Annotated in this window: 15 protein-coding genes; 4 read left to right on the plus strand and 11 right to left on the minus strand. The window is 66.2% G+C overall.

Going from position 1 to position 16,717, the window contains the following annotated elements:
- Positions 1-177: 177 nt before the first annotated feature.
- From argE to A9971_RS04050, 4 genes are all read right to left on the minus strand, one after another.
- Complete coding sequence (gene argE / locus A9971_RS04035; protein ID WP_065364273.1) at positions 178-1,341, minus strand: acetylornithine deacetylase; 1,164 nt, start codon at positions 1,339-1,341, stop codon at positions 178-180.
- Positions 1,334-2,011, minus strand: a complete 678-nt coding sequence (locus tag A9971_RS04040; RefSeq protein ID WP_161467014.1) for a DUF1028 domain-containing protein — start codon at positions 2,009-2,011, stop codon at positions 1,334-1,336. Before A9971_RS04040 ends, argE begins: the two co-directional genes overlap by 8 nt.
- Before the next feature lie 70 nt (positions 2,012-2,081).
- Positions 2,082-2,492 (minus strand): RidA family protein, encoded by a 411-nt coding sequence (locus A9971_RS04045; RefSeq protein ID WP_011061806.1) that lies wholly within the window; start codon positions 2,490-2,492, stop codon positions 2,082-2,084.
- Positions 2,492-3,808, minus strand: a complete 1,317-nt coding sequence (locus A9971_RS04050; RefSeq protein WP_183001447.1) for an NAD(P)/FAD-dependent oxidoreductase — start codon at positions 3,806-3,808, stop codon at positions 2,492-2,494. The genes A9971_RS04045 and A9971_RS04050 overlap by 1 nt, the downstream gene beginning before the upstream one ends.
- Positions 3,809-4,248: 440 nt before the next feature.
- Between A9971_RS04050 and A9971_RS04055 the strand changes: the two genes are divergently transcribed.
- Positions 4,249-4,560, plus strand: a complete 312-nt coding sequence (locus tag A9971_RS04055; protein ID WP_155499942.1) for a hypothetical protein — start codon at positions 4,249-4,251, stop codon at positions 4,558-4,560.
- Between the two features lie 15 nt (positions 4,561-4,575).
- On the opposite strand, the gene A9971_RS04060 is transcribed toward A9971_RS04055, so the two are convergent.
- On the minus strand, positions 4,576-6,504 hold the full coding sequence (locus A9971_RS04060; protein ID WP_183001448.1) for a PAS domain-containing sensor histidine kinase: 1,929 nt from the start codon (positions 6,502-6,504) through the stop codon (positions 4,576-4,578).
- A gap of 242 nt (positions 6,505-6,746) precedes the next feature.
- On the opposite strand from A9971_RS04060, the gene A9971_RS04065 reads away from it, so the two are divergent.
- The 3 genes from A9971_RS04065 (at position 6,747) to A9971_RS04075 (ending at position 11,044) form a co-directional block, all read left to right on the plus strand.
- Positions 6,747-7,844 (plus strand): carboxynorspermidine decarboxylase, encoded by a 1,098-nt coding sequence (locus tag A9971_RS04065; protein ID WP_011061817.1) that lies wholly within the window; start codon positions 6,747-6,749, stop codon positions 7,842-7,844.
- A 30-nt stretch (positions 7,845-7,874) separates the two neighbouring features.
- Complete coding sequence (locus A9971_RS04070) at positions 7,875-9,119, plus strand: saccharopine dehydrogenase family protein (protein ID WP_011061818.1); 1,245 nt, start codon at positions 7,875-7,877, stop codon at positions 9,117-9,119.
- A gap of 200 nt (positions 9,120-9,319) precedes the next feature.
- Positions 9,320-11,044 (plus strand): dipeptidase, encoded by a 1,725-nt coding sequence (locus A9971_RS04075; RefSeq protein WP_077934380.1) that lies wholly within the window; start codon positions 9,320-9,322, stop codon positions 11,042-11,044.
- 55 nt (positions 11,045-11,099) lie between these two features.
- On the opposite strand, the gene A9971_RS04080 is transcribed toward A9971_RS04075, so the two are convergent.
- From A9971_RS04080 to A9971_RS04105, 6 genes are read right to left on the minus strand one after another with little or no spacing between them, the layout of a single operon-like run.
- Positions 11,100-12,065 (minus strand): fatty acid desaturase family protein, encoded by a 966-nt coding sequence (locus tag A9971_RS04080; protein ID WP_041752323.1) that lies wholly within the window; start codon positions 12,063-12,065, stop codon positions 11,100-11,102.
- On the minus strand, positions 12,052-12,675 hold the full coding sequence (locus A9971_RS04085; protein ID WP_053152341.1) for a phosphatase PAP2 family protein: 624 nt from the start codon (positions 12,673-12,675) through the stop codon (positions 12,052-12,054). The genes A9971_RS04080 and A9971_RS04085 overlap by 14 nt, the downstream gene beginning before the upstream one ends.
- A 51-nt stretch (positions 12,676-12,726) precedes the next feature.
- Positions 12,727-13,818: a hypothetical protein gene (locus A9971_RS04090; RefSeq protein ID WP_183001449.1), complete on the minus strand. Its 1,092-nt coding sequence runs from the start codon at positions 13,816-13,818 to the stop codon at positions 12,727-12,729.
- On the minus strand, positions 13,815-14,549 hold the full coding sequence (locus tag A9971_RS04095; RefSeq protein ID WP_145711814.1) for a diiron oxygenase: 735 nt from the start codon (positions 14,547-14,549) through the stop codon (positions 13,815-13,817). The genes A9971_RS04090 and A9971_RS04095 overlap by 4 nt, the downstream gene beginning before the upstream one ends.
- Complete coding sequence (locus A9971_RS04100; protein ID WP_183001450.1) at positions 14,546-15,568, minus strand: hypothetical protein; 1,023 nt, start codon at positions 15,566-15,568, stop codon at positions 14,546-14,548. Before A9971_RS04100 ends, A9971_RS04095 begins: the two co-directional genes overlap by 4 nt.
- Positions 15,569-15,621: 53 nt before the next feature.
- On the minus strand, positions 15,622-16,683 hold the full coding sequence (locus A9971_RS04105; RefSeq protein ID WP_053159190.1) for a glycosyltransferase family 2 protein: 1,062 nt from the start codon (positions 16,681-16,683) through the stop codon (positions 15,622-15,624).
- Between the last annotated feature and the right edge of the window lie 34 nt (positions 16,684-16,717).

Raw genomic sequence — 16,717 nt, forward strand, 5'->3', positions numbered from 1 at the left:
CGATGGTGCGTCACAGCGGGCCGGAGGAAAAATACTAAAAATATGTTCGAGTCCCATGAAAAAGCTCTGCAACCAGACGGCCTGGCGCCCCACGCAAAACGCCGCCATCCGGAGGTCCGGATGGCGGCGAATGGGCACTGTCCCGTGGCTAGGGCGCCTGGGTGGAGCGCATCCGGTTCAGGCCGGGTGCTCCAGCCAGTCGCCCAGGCGCAGCAACAGGGCGTCGCAGGCGTGCAGTTGCTCAAGGCTGATGAACTCGTCGGGCTTGTGGCCCTGGTCCATGCTGCCCGGGCCGCAGACCACCGTGGGAATCCCGGCCTGATGGAACAGCCCGCCCTCGGTGCCGAAGGCCACGGTGCCGAACTCCCGCGAGCCGCTGAGCAGCGCCAGCAGGTCGGCGGCCTCGCTGTCGGCAGCGGTGGCCAGCCCCGGGTAGGCACTCAGAGGTTGCAGGGCGATCCCGGTGTCGGCCTGCACCGCCTGCATCTGCGGCAGCAGCTGGTCCCGGGCATAGCCTTGCAACTGGTCCACCACCGCCTGGGCGTCATAGCCCGGCAGGGTGCGCACCTCGAAATCGAACTGGCACTCGGCCGGCACAATGTTCAGGGCCCGACCGCCCTGGATGGTGCCGGTCTGCACCGTGGAGAACGGCGGATCGAAACGTGGGTCGTGGTGCTCGGGTTGCGCCAAGCGGCTGCCGATCTCCCCCAGCTTGCCGATCAGCCGCGCCGCGTACTCGATGGCATTGACCCCATAGGGCGCATAGGCGGAATGGCAGGCCGCGCCGCGCACCTGGCAGCGCATGGCCAGCTTGCCCTTGTGGCCGAGCACCGGGCGCAGCTCGGTGGGCTCGCCGATCAGGCACAGCAGCGGTTTGTGCGGCCGCTGCTGCATTCGCTCAAGCATCGGCCGCACCCCCAGGCACCCCACCTCCTCGTCATAGGAAAAGGCCAGGTGCACCGGCAGCCGCAAGCGGCGCCGGGTCAGGCCCGGCACCGCAGCCAGCACCGAGGCGATGAAACCTTTCATGTCGGCGGTACCGCGGCCGTACAGGCGCCCTTCGCGCTCGCTGAGGACAAAGGGCTCGACACTCCATGCCTGGCCGTCCACTGGCACCACGTCGGTGTGGCCGGACAGCACCACACCGCCACGATCCTCGGGGCCGATGCTGGCAAACAGGTTGGCCTTGGTCCGCTCCGGGTTGTAGATCAGCTCGCTGTGCACGCCATGGCTGGCCAGGTAATCGCGGATGAAGCCGATCAGCTCCAGGTTGGAGTCGCGGCTGACCGTGGCAAAACCCACCAGCCGCGCCAACAACTCGCGGCTCGATTGTTCACTCATTGCCCGGCACTCCGTAGCTGGGCGCCGCCGTCGGGTCCAGGGCGCGGGTCAGGTAGTCCTGCATCTGCGGCCGGTAGGCCTGCCACAGGCCGGCGAGCTGGCCGATGGGGTCGGCGTCGGCCCAGTCCACCCGCAAGTCGACGATGGGCCAGGTCAGGTCGTCCACCACGCTCAGCGCCGCCGAATGCACCGGCCCCGCCTCGCCCCCCGCCGCCATCGCTGCCTGCATCGCCGCCAGCAGGCGCTCCACCAGCATGCCCGGGGTGTTTTCAAAGGCCTGGACCATGGCCTCGATCACCTGCGGGCCTGCCAGCAGGTTGCCGGCCGCCACGCACTGCTCCCCCGCCACAGCGTTGTGCTGGCCCAGGGCTTCCTGGCCGCTGAACAACGCGGTGCGGCCCTGGCTGTCGATCACCGTGACCTGGCGATACTGGCTCCAGCCGTTGCTGCCCAGGGCCCGGTCCAGGGCGCTGGCCGGGTCGAGCTTCTGGCCCTCCAGCAGGTCGAGGATCTGCGGGCCCAGGGCCGGCAAGGTGACGTTCTGGGTCGCCACCGCGCCCACTCCGGCCCGCACCCAGGGGCAGCGCGCGCCCACGGCGATGCTGGAAGAACTGATGGCGATGCCCAGCTGGCCGGTTTCGGCGCAGCGTCCAATGATGGAAAAAGTCATGCAAACTCCCTGGCCCACAGGGCCTTGTGGCAAGCGCGGCACAAGGCCGCTGGAACCTTCGGCAACCCCCTCACTCGGGGATCACCGCGATCACGTCGATCTCCATCAGCCACTGCGGCTGGCCGAGGGCCGAGACCACCAGCCCGGTGGAGATCGGGAACACCCCCTTGAGCCACTTGCCTACCTCCTGGTAGACCGGCTCGCGGTAGCGCGGGTCGGTGAGGTAGGTGGTGGTCTTGACGATGTGGCTCAGATCGCTGCCGGCCTCTTCCAGCAGTTGCTTGACGTTTTTCATCGCCTGCTCGGCCTGGGCCCGCGGGTCGCCGAGGCCGACCAGCCGGCCGTCGAAGTCGGTGCCGACCTGGCCGCGCACATACACCGTGTTGCCGGCGCGCACGGCCTGGCACAGGTCGTTGTCCAGGGACTGGTTGGGGTAGGTGTCCTTGGTGTTGAACATGCGGATGCGAGTATGAGTAGGCATCAGTGGGCTCCCACGGGGCTGAGGTTGAGGGCCGGTGCTTCGGCGGTAGCCACCGGCTGCCGGGCGTCGCTGTAGGCCTGGTACTTGCGCTGGGTGGCGATGTGGTCGGCGACATGCTTGGCGTCGTGCCACACCCCCCAGATAAACGACGAGCCACGGCGCGACAGCCAGGGCAGGCCGAGGAAGTAGATCCCCGGCTCGCGGGACACGCCGCGCTGGTGCAGGGGCTTGCCCTGTTCGCTGAAGGTGTCGACCTGCAGCCAGGAAAAGTCCACGGCGTAGCCGGTGGCCCAGATGATCGAGGTGATGCCGGCCTGTTGCAGGTCGAGTTCGAGGATCGGCTGCTTGACGCAGTCCGGGTCCGGCAGGCGCCGGCGGGCTTCGGGCTCCAGGGGCAGGTCGAGGCCGTTGCGGGCGATGTAGGCATCCGCCGCGTCCAGCAATGCCAGGTAGTTCTCGTCGCCCCGGGCCAGGTTGTCCAGCAGGTCGGCCTGGAAGGTCACGTGCTCGCCGGCAAAGGCCTTGGTCAGCCCCACCAGGGTGATGCCCTGGTGCGCCAGGGCGCGGAAGTCGATGGTCTGGCCGCCGCGGGCGCCGCTGACGGCAATGGTCACGTGCTCGCGCCCCGGCTTGGCGATCTCGGCGTCCCACTCTCCCAGCACCCCGAGCCACCAGCAGAAATCCCGGTTGCGATAGGAGCGCGGTGGCCGGTCGTGGGCCCCCACCGACAGGTAGACCCGGCGCCCCGCACGCTGCAGCTCATCGGCGATCTGCACCCCGGACGACCCCGCGCCCACCACCAGCACCGCGCCCTCGGGCAGTTGCTGCGGGTTGCGGTATTCGGCGGAGTGGATCTGCGTCAGCCGGTCATTGGCCGGGGCAATCGGCGGGATCACCGGACGCTGGAAAGGCCCGGTGGCGGCCACCACCCGTTGGGCCTGGATCAGCCCTTCGGAGGTTTCCACGGTGAAGCCCGGGCGGCCGACATTGCGCAGTACCTTGCGCACTTCCACGCCGGTGCGGATCGGCGCATTGAACTTGCGCGCATAAGCTTCGAAATAGTCCGCCACCTGGTCCTTGGCCGGGAAGGCATCGGCGGCGACATCGAATTCCATCCCGGGAAAGCGGTCGTGCCAGGCCGGCCCGTTGGCCACCAGGGAATCCCAGCGCCCGGTGCGCCAGGCCTCGGCTACTCGGCTGCGCTCCAGCACCAGGTGCGGCACCCCGAGCTTGCTCAGGTGCTCGCTCATGGCCACGCCGGCCTGGCCTGCGCCCACCACCAGGGTGTCCACTTGTATGGGTTGTTCTACGGTCATGTCTGTGTCCTTCTGCGAGACGAATGGCGCCGGCCGGAAGGCTGGGCGCACGCTGTTCAGAACCCGGGGGTAAGTCGGATGCCACAGATGGTGCGACAGACGCCTGAGAAGGAAAAATATTAAAAATGTGCTCGCTGGATAAGAAAAAGCGAGGCAGCGCGCGAGCACGCTAAACCACGGCTGCCGCGGCCTGCCGCAGGTTGTCGGGACAGTGACAGGGCACTGGAGCACGCCACGAAATAGCCCATCGATGCTCAGCGATCGATCAAAAAAGATGATTTTTCAACCCACCGGGCCGGCTTCAATCCAACAAATTTTCAGCTGCGTTTTTTTGCAGTCCCTGCCACCCGGGGCGAGTCAGATGGTTAACGGCGACATGACAGCCGACAGCGCTGCGAGGCCGGCGCTTTTCGTCACCACCTGAACCAGGGATGTGCACCATGACCACCAGCACCCACCAGCGTTTCCAGATCCGCGCCTGCAGGAAGTTCGCCCTAGAACAGAACCAGCGCCTGTTTCGCCAGGCCCAGGCGCTTGATAGCCAGGCCTATGGATTGCTTGACCAGGAACACTTGGAAATCGACACCTTCGAGCGCTATCGCCTCTTGCGCAACAAGGCCCAGGCCAAGTACCAGGAGGCCGTCGAGCACCTGCGCCTGATCAATCGCGAGTTCGTCGACCCGCAAAGCCCCCAGGACCACCCCACCTTCGCGGACACCGCGCAACCGCTGCTGCGGCTCAGCGGACGCTAAGCAGCCTGCCGCCAGTCAGACCGCCGCAGACTGCGCCAGGACCTGGGCCAGGGCGTCCCTCAACTGCGCCTGGCTGAAGGGCTTGAAGATCCGTGGCAGCTCCGGCACCGGGCCGTCCTGGCGCTGGGCATAACCGCTGGCCAGGATGATCGGCAACTGCGGGTGCAGGCGCCGCACCGCTTCGGCCAACTGGCGGCCATCCATGTGTGGCATGGCCATGTCGCTGATCATCAGCTGGATGTCCCGGTGCTGCTCAAGACACTGCAGCGCCTGGGCCCCGCTGGCGGCGCGGATGACTCGATGGCCCAGGTCCTCCAGCAGCAGCGTGGTGCTGTCCAGGACCAGGCTGTCGTCATCCACCAGCAGCACGCACAGCGGCGGGTGGTCCGGGCCCGGGGCCGGCATGGCCTCACTGCCCGGCGAACCCTTGGCCGCGCTCGCCAGGGGCAGCCACAGCTCGGCGCGGGTGCCCTGGCCCAGGCGGCTCTGGAGCACCAGGCGCCCGCCCAGTTGCTCGGCCAGGCCGTGGACCATCGACAGGCCCAGGCCGGTGCCCTTGCCCAGGCCCTTGGTGGTGAAGAACGGATCGGCGGCGCAGGCCAGGGTCTGTTCGTCCATGCCCTGGCCATCGTCGATCACCGCCAGGCAGACGTACTGCCCCCGGGCCAGGTTGCCCGTGGCCCCGCGCAATTGCGCCTCGATCAGGATCGAACCGCCCTCGGGCATCGCATCCCGGGCATTGCTCACCAGGTTCAGCAGCGCCAGTTCCAGCTGGTTGAGATCAGCCTGCACCGCCGGCAGGTCCGGCGCCATCTCCACCCGCAGGGCAATCCTGGGCCCCACCGAACTGCACAGCAGGCCGCTGAGGCTGGCCACCAGTTGGCCCAGGTCCAGGGCCTGGGATTTCAACTCCTGGCGCCGGGCGAAGGCCAGCATGCGCTGGGTCAGGGTCACGCCGCGCTCGGTGCCCTGCAGCGCGTTGTCCAGCAGGCGCCGCAGCCTGGGGTCATCGCCGACCCGTTTGTGCAGCAGCTCCAGGTTGCCGCGGATCACCGTCAGCAGGTTGTTGAAGTCATGGGCGATGCCGCCGCTGAGCTGGCCGATGGCCTGGAGCTTCTGCGACTGGAACAGCGCTTCGCGGGCGACCTCCAGTTCCTTCTGCGCCTGGACCACCTCGGTGATGTCGCGGGTGATCTTGGCGAAACCGATGATGGCCCCGGAGTCGGCGCGGATCGGGTCGACAATCACATGGGCCAGGAACCGCGTACCGTCCTTGCGCAGGCGCCAGCCCTGCTTCTCGAAACGGCCTTCGCGGGCGGCGGCTTCCAGGGCCTTGCGCGGCTCGTCGCTGGCCCGGTCCTCGGCGGTATAGAACAGTGAAAAGTGCTGGCCGATGACTTCCTCTGGGGCATAGCCCTTGATCCGCTGCGCCCCCAGGTTCCAGCTGCTGACCCGGCCCTGGGCATCGAGCATGTAGATCGCGTAGTCGGTCACGCTCTGCACCAGCAGGCGGAACTGCTGTTCGCTCTGTTTCAGGGTCTGCTCGGCGGCCCGCTGCTCGGTCATGTCCCGGGTGACCTTGGCAAAGCCGATCAGCCCGCCGGCGCTGTCGCGGATCGGGTCGATCACCACATGGCACCAGAACCGCGTGCCATCCTTGCGCAGGCGCCAGCCCTCGCCTTCGAAACGCCCGCACTGCGCGGCACTGTCCAGCGCCCTCTGGGGCAAACCGGCCTGGCGATCCTCGGGGGTATAGAAGCAGGAAAAGTGCCGGCCCAGCACTTCCTCCTGCCGGTAGCCCTTGAAGCGCCGGGCACCGCTGTTCCAACTGGCGACCCGGCCCTGGGCGTCGAGCATGTAGATCGCGTAGTCCACCACCGCATCGACCAGCAGGCGGAAGCGATCGTCAGTAAGAGGGTGGTACGGCTCGGGCAGATCAGGCATGGCAGTTTCCGTCGGGTATTTTTTTCATCGAATCGGCGAAACGTTGCAGCGCCGCAGCATTCATCGACCTGGGCTCGGGCCAGTGTGCACCGCCTGCAGCTGTCTGTGTGGAATCGCATGCCTGGCTCGACAACGCAAGGGACAGACGGTTGACCGTGGAAAATATATTTCCGAGCTTTCGATCTAGTGGCACTGCGGGCACAATGCGTACCTTTTTGGCTGGCCCTGCCGGAGACCCTGAAATGATCAAGACGCCGTACTACCTCATCGACAAGCAGAAGCTTTTGAGCAACATGCAGAAGATCGCCTACGTGCGCGAGCAGTCCGGCGCCAAGGCCCTGCTGGCCCTCAAGTGCTTCGCCACCTGGTCGGTGTTCGACCTGATGCAGCAGTACATGGACGGCACCACCTCCTCGTCGCTCTACGAGCTCAAGCTCGGCCGGCAGAAGTTCGAAGGCGAGACCCACGCCTACAGCGTGGCCTGGGCCGACGACGAAATCGAGGAGATGCTCGCCAACTGCGACAAGATCATCTTCAACTCCATCAGCCAGCTGCAGCGCTTTGCCGACGCCAGCGCGGGCAAGGTGCGCGGCCTGCGGGTCAACCCCCAGGTCAGCAGTTCGGACTACCTGCTGGCCGACCCGGCGCGCCCGTTCAGCCGCCTGGGCGAGTGGGACCCGGCCAAGATCGAGCAGGTCATCGAGCAGATCTCCGGCTTCATGTTCCACAACAACTGCGAGAACGGCGACTTCGGCCTGTTCGACCAGATGTTGACCACCATCGAGGAACGCTTCGGCCACCTGCTGCACAAGGTCGAGTGGGTCAGCCTCGGCGGCGGCATCCACTTCACCGGCGAGGACTACGCCCTGGACGCCTTCTGCGCGCGCCTCAAGGCCTTCTCCCAGAAGTACGGCGTGCAGGTCTACCTGGAGCCGGGCGAAGCGGCGATCACCCAGAGCGCCTCCCTGGAAGTGACCGTGCTCGACACCCTGTACAACGGCAAGCACCTGGCCGTGGTGGACAGCTCCATCGAAGCCCACATGCTCGACCTGCTGATCTATCGCCTGAACGCCAAGCTGTCACCAAGCGCGGGCGAACATACCTACATGGTGTGCGGCAAGTCCTGCCTGGCCGGGGATATCTTTGGCGAATACCAATTTGATCGTCCGCTGGCCATCGGCGATCGACTGTCGTTCATTGATGCGGCGGGTTACACCATGGTCAAGAAAAACTGGTTCAACGGTCTGAAAATGCCGTCCATTGTCGTGAAACAACTCGATGGCAGCATCGAGGTGGTACGCGAGTTTGGTTTCGAAGACTACCTGTCCAGCCTTTCCTGAGCGGACAGGTCACGAGGAGAAGTAAATAAATTGAAGAAGAATGTTCTTATCATTGGTGCAGGAGGTGTCGCCAAGGTGGTGGCCCACAAGTGCGCGCAGCACAACGACGAACTCGGTCGTATTGCTATCGCGTCGCGCAACATCTCCAAATGCCAGGCCATCATCGACAGCGTCAAGGCCAAGGGCAGCCTCAAACAGCCCGCTGAAATAAAAGCCTATGCGCTCAACGCGCTGGACATCGAGGCAACCAAGGCGCTGATCCGCGAGACCGAGTCGCAGATCGTCATCAACGTCGGTTCCGCCTTCCTCAACATGTCGGTGCTGCGTGCCTGCATCGATACCGGTGTGGCCTACCTGGACACCGCGATCCACGAAGAACCGGGCAAGATCTGCGAGACCCCGCCCTGGTACGGCAACTACGAGTGGAAGCATCTCGAAGAGTGCCAGCAGAAGAACATCACCGCGATCCTCGGCGTCGGCTTCGACCCGGGCGTGGTCAACGCCTATGCGGCCCTGGCCCAGCAGGAACATTTCGACCGCATCGACTCGATCGACATTCTCGACGTCAATGCCGGTTCCCACGGCAAATATTTCGCCACCAATTTCGACCCGGAAATCAACTTCCGCGAATTCACCGGGCAGGTGTGGAGCTGGCAGGACAGCCAGTGGACCAGCAACACCATGTTCGAAGTCAAGCGTACCGACGACCTGCCTGTGGTCGGTTCGCAAAACCTGTACCTGACCGGCCACGATGAAGTGCACTCGCTGTCGAAGAACCTCGACGTGCCCAACGTGCGGTTCTGGATGAGCTTCGGCGAGCACTACATCAATGTGTTCACCGTGCTGCGCAACCTGGGCCTGCTCTCCGAGCAACCGGTGAAGACCGCCGAAGGCCTGGAAGTGGTGCCGCTCAAAGTGGTCAAGGCCGTGCTGCCTGACCCGGCCTCCCTGGCCCCGGGCTACACCGGCAAGACCTGCATCGGTGACCTGGTCAAGGGCAGCAAGAATGGCCAGCCGCGCGAAGTCTTCATCTACAACGTGGCCGACCACGAAGAAGCCTACGCCGAGACCGACAGCCAGGGCATTTCCTACACCGCCGGCGTACCGCCCGTGGCCGCCGCCCTGCTGGTGGCCCGTGGCGAGTGGGACGTGCAGCGCATGGCCAACGTCGAGGAACTGCCGGCCAAGCCGTTCCTCAAGGCGCTGGACCTGATGGGCCTGCCGACCCGCATCAAGGACGAACAGGGCGACCGCCCATGGGACGCCAAGGCTTGATGCACTAGCCACGACAGGAGGCGCCGATGCAGGCGCCTCCTGCCTGGATGAATGTTTCGTTTGTGCGTCGCTTTTGCGTTTCTGTGCGACAGATCCCACTTCAGGGGCTCCCGCCCTGCTCCTTCGCAGTGTTAGCTTGGCAAGGTTTCTGACTAACAGCTCAGATAATCCTTACCCCCTGCAAAGGAATGCCCTCCGCAATGGATTTTTCTCTCAAGCACCTGGCTGCGGCCACCCTGATGCTCGCCAGCCTGTCGTCCTACACCTCGATCGCCCAGGCCAACATTACCCCGCAACAAAGCGCGGCCATCCTCAAGACCTTCAATGACGCCACGGTCACGGATTTCCGCCAGTTCCTCGGCACCCTGGCCAAGAGCGACCAGCTCGCCCCGACCATCGAGGCCTTCCTGGCCAACAAGCCCCTGAACGCCGAACAGCAGAACGAGATCCACCGCCTGCTGGGCCTCTACGCCCGGATCAAGTACGGCAAGGCCGCCACCGAAACCCTGCGCGAGCTGGTGGCCATCCCCACCTTCAACATCGACGGCGTGCCGCAGTACAAGAACCCCGAGTTCCTCAAGATCGCCGCCAAGATCCAGGACCTGGCCAAGGCCTTCAACCTGAACTTTCGCAACATCGACAACCGGGTCTACGAGATCTCCCTGGAAGGCAGCGGCGATGAAGTCGTCGGCATCCACGCCCACGCCGACGTGGTGCCGGTGACCCCGGAAAACTGGGTGCTCGAAGACGGCACCCGCCTCGACCCGTTCAAGGTCACCCTGATCGGCGACCGCATGTACGGCCGCGGCACCGAAGACGACAAGAACGGCATCGTGGTAGCGCTCTACGCGATGAAGATCATCAAGGAAGAGAAGCTGCCCCTGGCGCGCAACTTCAAGCTGCTGGTGGACACCACCGAGGAAACCAGCGGCGACGCCATTCCCTACTACTTCGAACACAACCCGACGCCCAACTACAACCTGGCGCTGGACGGCGGCTACCCGGTGGTGATCGCCGAGAAAGGTTACGGCACGGTCATGGCCAGCTTCGCCCGGCGCGCCGCCGAGGGCAAAGGGGCGGAGATCACCCACCTCACCGGTGGCCTGGCCACCAACCAGATCCCCTCGACCTCGGTAGCCACCCTGGTCACCGAGCAGCCCGCGGAACTGGCCGCCAGCCTGCAAAAGGCCGGCGCCGAATATGCCAAGCAGCACGGCGGCAACTTCCAGGTCGCGGCCAAGGTGGTGGGCAAGGATGTGCAACTGACGGTCACCGGCGTCTCGGCCCACTCCTCCGAGCCCGAGTCCGGGGTCAACCCGGTGGCGCGGATGCTGGACTTCATCAACAGCCAGGACGGCAAGATCGCCTTCAAGCACAACGCCTTCACCGATGGTGCCCGCTACGCCGCCGACAACTGGGGCCTGGACTACCTGGGCAACAAGCTGGGTATCGGCTTCTCCGACGACTTCATGGGGCCGCTGACCACCTCCCTGACCCAGGTCAGCGTGGATGACAAGACCTTCAAGCTGGCGGTCAACCTGCGGGTGCCCAAGGGCAAGACCCCGCAAGTGCTGAAGGGCGAAATCACCGACAAGCTGGCGGCCTGGAGCAAGAAGACCCAGGTGGCGGTGAACATCGACACCAAGATCGCCGAACCTATGTACCGCAACCCCGAGGGTGAATGGGTCAAGGCACTGCTGGCGGTGGCCAGCGAGAACCTGGGCATGGCGCACAAGTTCGGCACCTCCGCCGGCGCCACCTCGGTGCACGAGTTGCCCAACGGCGTGCAGTTCGGCCTGGCGCGGCCCGAGGTCAAGTACACCGGCCACACCGACAACGAGTTCAAGACCGTGGAGCAGTTCCTCCTGGACCTGCAGATCGTCACCGAGATGGTCGGCCGCATCGGCCAGTTGCCCAAGCTCTGACCGCCCTCACGGGCCCGCCACCCATGGCGGGCCCGTTCTCCCCTTCCTCCACGCCTCAGCGCGCCGCTGACGTCCAGTCGGGGTCGCTGACATCTCGCAGTACCCCGCCATACCCCTGGTAGAGGTTGCCCTCGGGCAGCAACTGCGCCGTGGCCAGTTGCCGGTGCAGGCCGCCCAGGTGGTAGAACGGCACACGCACATAGAGGTGATGCTCGATGTGGTAGTGGATGGCGTGGGGGCCGAACAGGAAGGTCTGCACGCTGGGCCGTACGATGCTGCGGGCGTTGCGGCTCTGGTCGGCGGCAACCGGCAGGCCGGCATGCTCCATGATGGCTCGTACCCGGCCCAGCAAGGGCAGCAGGGTAATCGCCGGCAACAGCCACAACCCCAGGTACAGCCAGGGGTGGCCGCTCCAGGCCAGCAGGCCGAACAGCAGGCCGTTGCTGACCAGCATGGACAGCACTTCCTCCAGGGCCTGGCGCGGCGACTTGTCGACCCGGGGCATGATCGCGCGGTAGTCACCCCGGGCGAACCTCAAGGCGCTGATGAAATAGCCCACCCCGCACAGGTCCGCCAGCAGGCGCAGGGCCAGCTTGCCCCGGGGCAAGGGGTAATCCCCCAGGCCGAAGACCGCCACCACCGGGTCGTCATGCTCCATCGGATGCAGGTGATGCTTGAGGTGGCCGGCGCGGTAGGTGCAGAGGGACAGGAACAGCGGGCCGGCGGCCAGCCACTGGCCCAGCCGATCATTGGCTTTCTGCCCGCGCAGCAGCAGGCCGTGGGCGCTCTCGTGCATCAGCACCGCCAGCGCCAACTGGCTGCGGGCGATCAGCAGCGCGGCCAGCAGGTAGGTGACGGGGTGCGGCCAGAGCGCAGCGCAGGCGAACGCGGCGGCGATCAGCCCCCAGTCGGCCAGCAGCGCCAGGCCACCGGTCCAGGGCTTGAGCAGGAACAGCCCCGCATCGGGGGCAAAGGCACGCAGGGCCCGATTCTCTCCGGCACGGGGTTCAGGCTGGGACACGGGCAGGGTTTCCTTGTCGTTGGGTGGCCAGGGCACAGGCCAGGGCCAGGAACAGGCCGCCCGCCACATCGATCAGCGTGTGCTGCTTGAGGGTCAGGGTCGAGAGGCAGATCAGCAGGCCGATGACAGCGCTCAGCTCTTTGCAAGGGCGGCGCCAGAGCGCGCGACAGGCCAGGCAGGTCACGGCCACATGCAGGCTGGGAAAACCGTTGCAGGCCAGGTCCAGCTGCCACATCCGGCCCAGCCGCTGTTGCAGGAAGCCATTGTCGAGGGCGGCGATATCCGGCCTCGGCACATATTCGGGGAACAGCCAGAAGCACAGCAGCCCAACGGCGAAGGCCATGCCGGTGGCGTTGCGCAGGGCCCTGAAGCCCTCCTGGCTGGCATAGGCCGCCGCCAGCAGCACAAAGGGAAAGAACAGCACATAGACGAACCAGGACTGGGCGATAAAGGGGATCAGCTCATCCAATGGCGTGACCCAGTTGTAGCGCGGCGTCACCAGACGCTGCAGACCCATGAACGCGCCCAGCCCCAACAGCAGGGCGAACACCGCAGCCAGGGCCTGCCGAAGGTTGGCGGCGGCTATCAGGCGCTGCAAGGTGCCGGTCATGGCTGCTGGCCCGGTGCGGGCATCGAGCGGTGACGACTCAAGGCCGCGCCCTCACAAGCCGAGCAAGCGGCTGGCCCAGGCATCAATCCGTGCCTGGGCCCGCTGGTTGCCCGAGATCACGTCGGGCGCTGGCGCCGCCGCGCTCAACTGCCGCGCCGCCTCGGCCACCTGACGGCGAAAATCGGCAGGGTCGCCGCGCCAGGTCACCACCCGGTGCAGCAACTGCAATTGCCGGGCCCGGGCGGCGTTGCTGGTCTGTTCCGGCTGGTCGCTCACCACCAGGATGATCGGCCGCTGGTAGACCCGGGCGATGGACAGCGCCGCCATGCCCGGTGCCGAGACCAGGAGTTGCGCCCGGGCAGCCCGGCTGGCCCAGAGCGGATCGACCTGCAGCCAGCCACTGCGCCCGGCATAACCCTCGCCCACGCGGTGAGCGTCCAGGCCGGCATCCTCCAGGCCACGGCTCAAGGCATCGGCCAGGTCGGGCTCACGAAAATGCGGGTTGAGGTACACCGCGGCGCCCACGACGGCCTGTTCCGGCAAGGCTTCGGCCAGGGCCACCGGGGTCGGCAGGCGATACAGTGCCGGGGCCTGGGTATCGTCGACTTCATAGGCGAAATCGTGCTCGATGCGCGCCCGCGCCGTATCGATCTGGCGCCCGACAATCCAGCCGAACAGGCGCCCGAACTGGCGCGGCCACATGCCGGCAAAGTTGTTCAGCAGCGCCACCTTGAGGCTGGCCCCGTACACGTGCACCACCTGGCGCCGCCAGCCCGGCAGCATGCCCATGTAGAGCAGCGCCGGGTGGAAGGAATCGTTGATCACCAGGTCCACGCCGCGCAGCCAGCGCCGCAGTTGGAGGATGTCCCGCAGCATGCGCCCGGGGCGGAACAGGTAGTGGGCGACATTGCGGTTGGTGGCCTGGCGCAGCATGTTCTGCTGGCTGTCGAACTGCACCGCGTAATGCAGCGAGAGAATCTGCGCCGCAATGCCGAAGCGCTGCAGGAAGTCCTGCCCCTGCTGCGAGGTGGTCAGCACCTCGACCTCGGCCCCGGCCGCACGCAAGGCATGTACCAGCAGTTGGGCACGCATCAGGTGCCCGCGGGCATCGGCGGTCGCCAGGTAAAGAATCCGTGCACTCATCGCCCCACTCGGCCCCGACCACCGAGCAGCCAGCCGGCACCATACATCGCCAGGGCACCGGTCACGCCAAAGCTCGCATCGACGCGGCGAATGTCCTTGAGCAGGCGCGCCAGATGGCCCGCCTCATGGGGCGCCACGATGCGCCGCAAGGTGTTCTCGCACAAGCGCACGTGGGCTTTCTCGTCGGCCAGCACCCGCGCCAGCAACGGATACAAGCCATGCCCGGCATCCAGCACCGCACAATGGCGGGTCAATACCCGCTCGGCCATCTGCTCGGCACACAGCCCGGTGGCGTAGGCCGGCACCAGCAGGCCCTGTTCGAAATGCCCCGCATAACGACGGGCCAGGCGCTGCCAGCGCTGGATCTTGCGCCGGCTCAGCCAGTCCGGCTCCAGGCGGGCTTGAGCGTCGTCGCCCCGCTCGCGCAGGGCCTCGGCAAACAGGGTCACGTGGCGCTGCTCATCGGCCAGGTGCTGTGCTACCTGCCGTTCGAGCCAGGGTGGCGACTGCGGCAACAACTCATCGAGCAACGCACGCTCGGTGGCGTCTTCACCGGCCAGGTACATGCGCAACAGCAGGCGTTCGCCTCGCGGGCTGCGGTGCAGGCGCAACAAGGCGGCGCGCTTGATACGGTCCACCAGCCTCGCCTGCAGCGCCCCAAGTCCCTGGGGCCGGGGCATGCTCAGGCAGTCGAAGTTGGCCTCGCCGGCAACCGCTGGCCCCGCACTCATTGCACGGGCTGCGCGGCGCTGGCGGTGGCCGTCCTGGCCCCGTGCGAATGGCGCTGCCAGGCCAGGATCAGGCCGATAAAGCTGTCACGCATGAAGGCCATGCCGCTGGCCGCAGCGCCGGGAAAGCTCTCCTCCTGGCCGTTGTAGCGCAGGTAACCCTGGCCGTTGACCGCACCCAGCTCCAGGCTGTCGCCCTTGTTCAAGCCCCGCTGACGCACCTCCCTGAGCAACGGGCTGTCCTCCAGCGCAAAGACAAACAGCTGGCGCTGTACCACCCACAGCGGGATCTGCCCGCTCAGGGCCTGCAGGTCGAGGTTCCAGGTGCCCTGCTGCAGCACCTGCTCCAGCGTTTCGCTGCCCGGCTGCCTGGCACTGAAGCTGGCACGCATCAGCGACTTCGACACTCGGCCGACGCCCAGGCCGATGGTGATGTCGCCCGCTGTCGGGTGCTGCGCATCGCTGGGGCGCACCACCACGAAATAACTGGCCAGGCGCGCCGCGATCGACGGCTGGGCCAATACGTTGCGCGCCTGTTCGGGGCTGAACAGCACGCGCTCACGGGTGCCTTCACGGACGCTGATCTGATAGGGATCGAGGCTGATGTCACGGAACTTGCCACGCACCGGTGCGTGCACATAGGTATCGGATTTCCACACCTTGCCCGAACGGCGCAGCAGCACCTGCAGGCTCAGGGGTACACGCTGGCCGTCGCTGGCGATGCCGCTGCCGTGCAGCAGAATGTCGCCGATCACGGTCTTGCTGTCGTGGTTGCTGTCGGCGTCGATGACGATGGCATGGGTTTGCCGGTCGACACTGGCCCGCGCATCACTCACGTCCAGGGCGATGCGGTTGCAGTCGAGGTTGCTGGAGGCGAACGTGGCGCAGCCACTGTCCGAAGCGAAGTGGTACACCCCGCGACCGGCGAACTCGCTGGGAGCGGCCTGGGTCTGGCCACCGAGTGCCAGCAAGGCCAGGCACGCCAGGGAACGGCCGAATGAGGCAAGAGAAGGGTTCTGCATGGGGACTTCCTCTGGGCACGCGAACGGCGTGCGACGATACGGCGCGACGCGGATCAATCCAGGTTGCGGTGGTAGGACAACGCTTCACTGTGCCGGGCACTGGAGCGGCCGATGGACAGCCCGCAGCCACGCACCACGGCGCCGGCAGTGTCGAGCAACGAGATGGCAGTGACCATGGCCATGGCCCCCAGGCGCCGGGCTCCGTGCAGGGGCGGCAGGTCCTGGTGGTTGAGGGCCCGCAGGCTGTAACCCAGGCGCCCGACCATCACGCACAAAGGCCCCAGCGGCCCACTGCGCCCGAGCCATTGCAACCAGCCCGGCATGTAGGCGCGCACCAGATACGGGGTCAGGCCGACGCTGTCGCCGCCCCTGAGCCAGCGCAGCTTGAACACCTCGCCCTGGCTGTCGGGCAGCCGGTGCTCGGTGTGTGCCGCCGGCGCATAGGCCACCGCCACCCCCGCCGCTTGCAGGCGCAGGCCCATGACCTGGCAATGGGCGCGATAGATGCCATCCAGGGGCTCGTAGCGATACTTCTCGAAGGTGGCACAGCGAAAAGCCACGTTGTTGGCGTAGAAGTTACGCGTGGCGCCGTGGCGCAAGGGGCTGGGGAAATACATGAAGTCGATGGCGGTCAGTGCGCTGCCGGCGACGCTCGGCGCGTAGCTGGTGCGCCCGGCCACCGCCACGGGCGCCTCGGGTTGCACAAAGGGCAGCAGCAATTCTTCCAGCCAATGGGCATCGGGCAGGCAGTCGGCATCGGCGAATACCACGTACTGGCAGCGCGCCTGGTCGACGCCATCGAAACCGACATTCTTGGCATCGTAGTAACCGGTGCCGGCATCGATCTCGATGAACTCCAGCGCACAGCCGGCCAGGCTGCACAGCGCCTGGCGCGCCTCAAGGTCGAGGCCGTCATGGGTGATGATCCACTGGGCAAAAGCCTGGGGCGCCAGACTTTGCAGGGCCAGCCGGGCAATCAACCGCTGGAGGCTGCTCAAGGCTTCGCCTGCATTCTTGCCGCCGCGCAGATTGTTGGTTTCCAACACCAGTGCGGTCTGGGCAGCAATCCCTTGCAGGCGCGTGAACAGGTCATCGCCGGGAGGCAACTGCGACATCCTGGCTGTCGTTTCTTGGCTATCCATTTCGCGG

Source organism: Pseudomonas sp. UME65, from assembly GCF_014170225.1.
Lineage (GTDB): Bacteria > Pseudomonadota > Gammaproteobacteria > Pseudomonadales > Pseudomonadaceae > Aquipseudomonas > Aquipseudomonas protegens.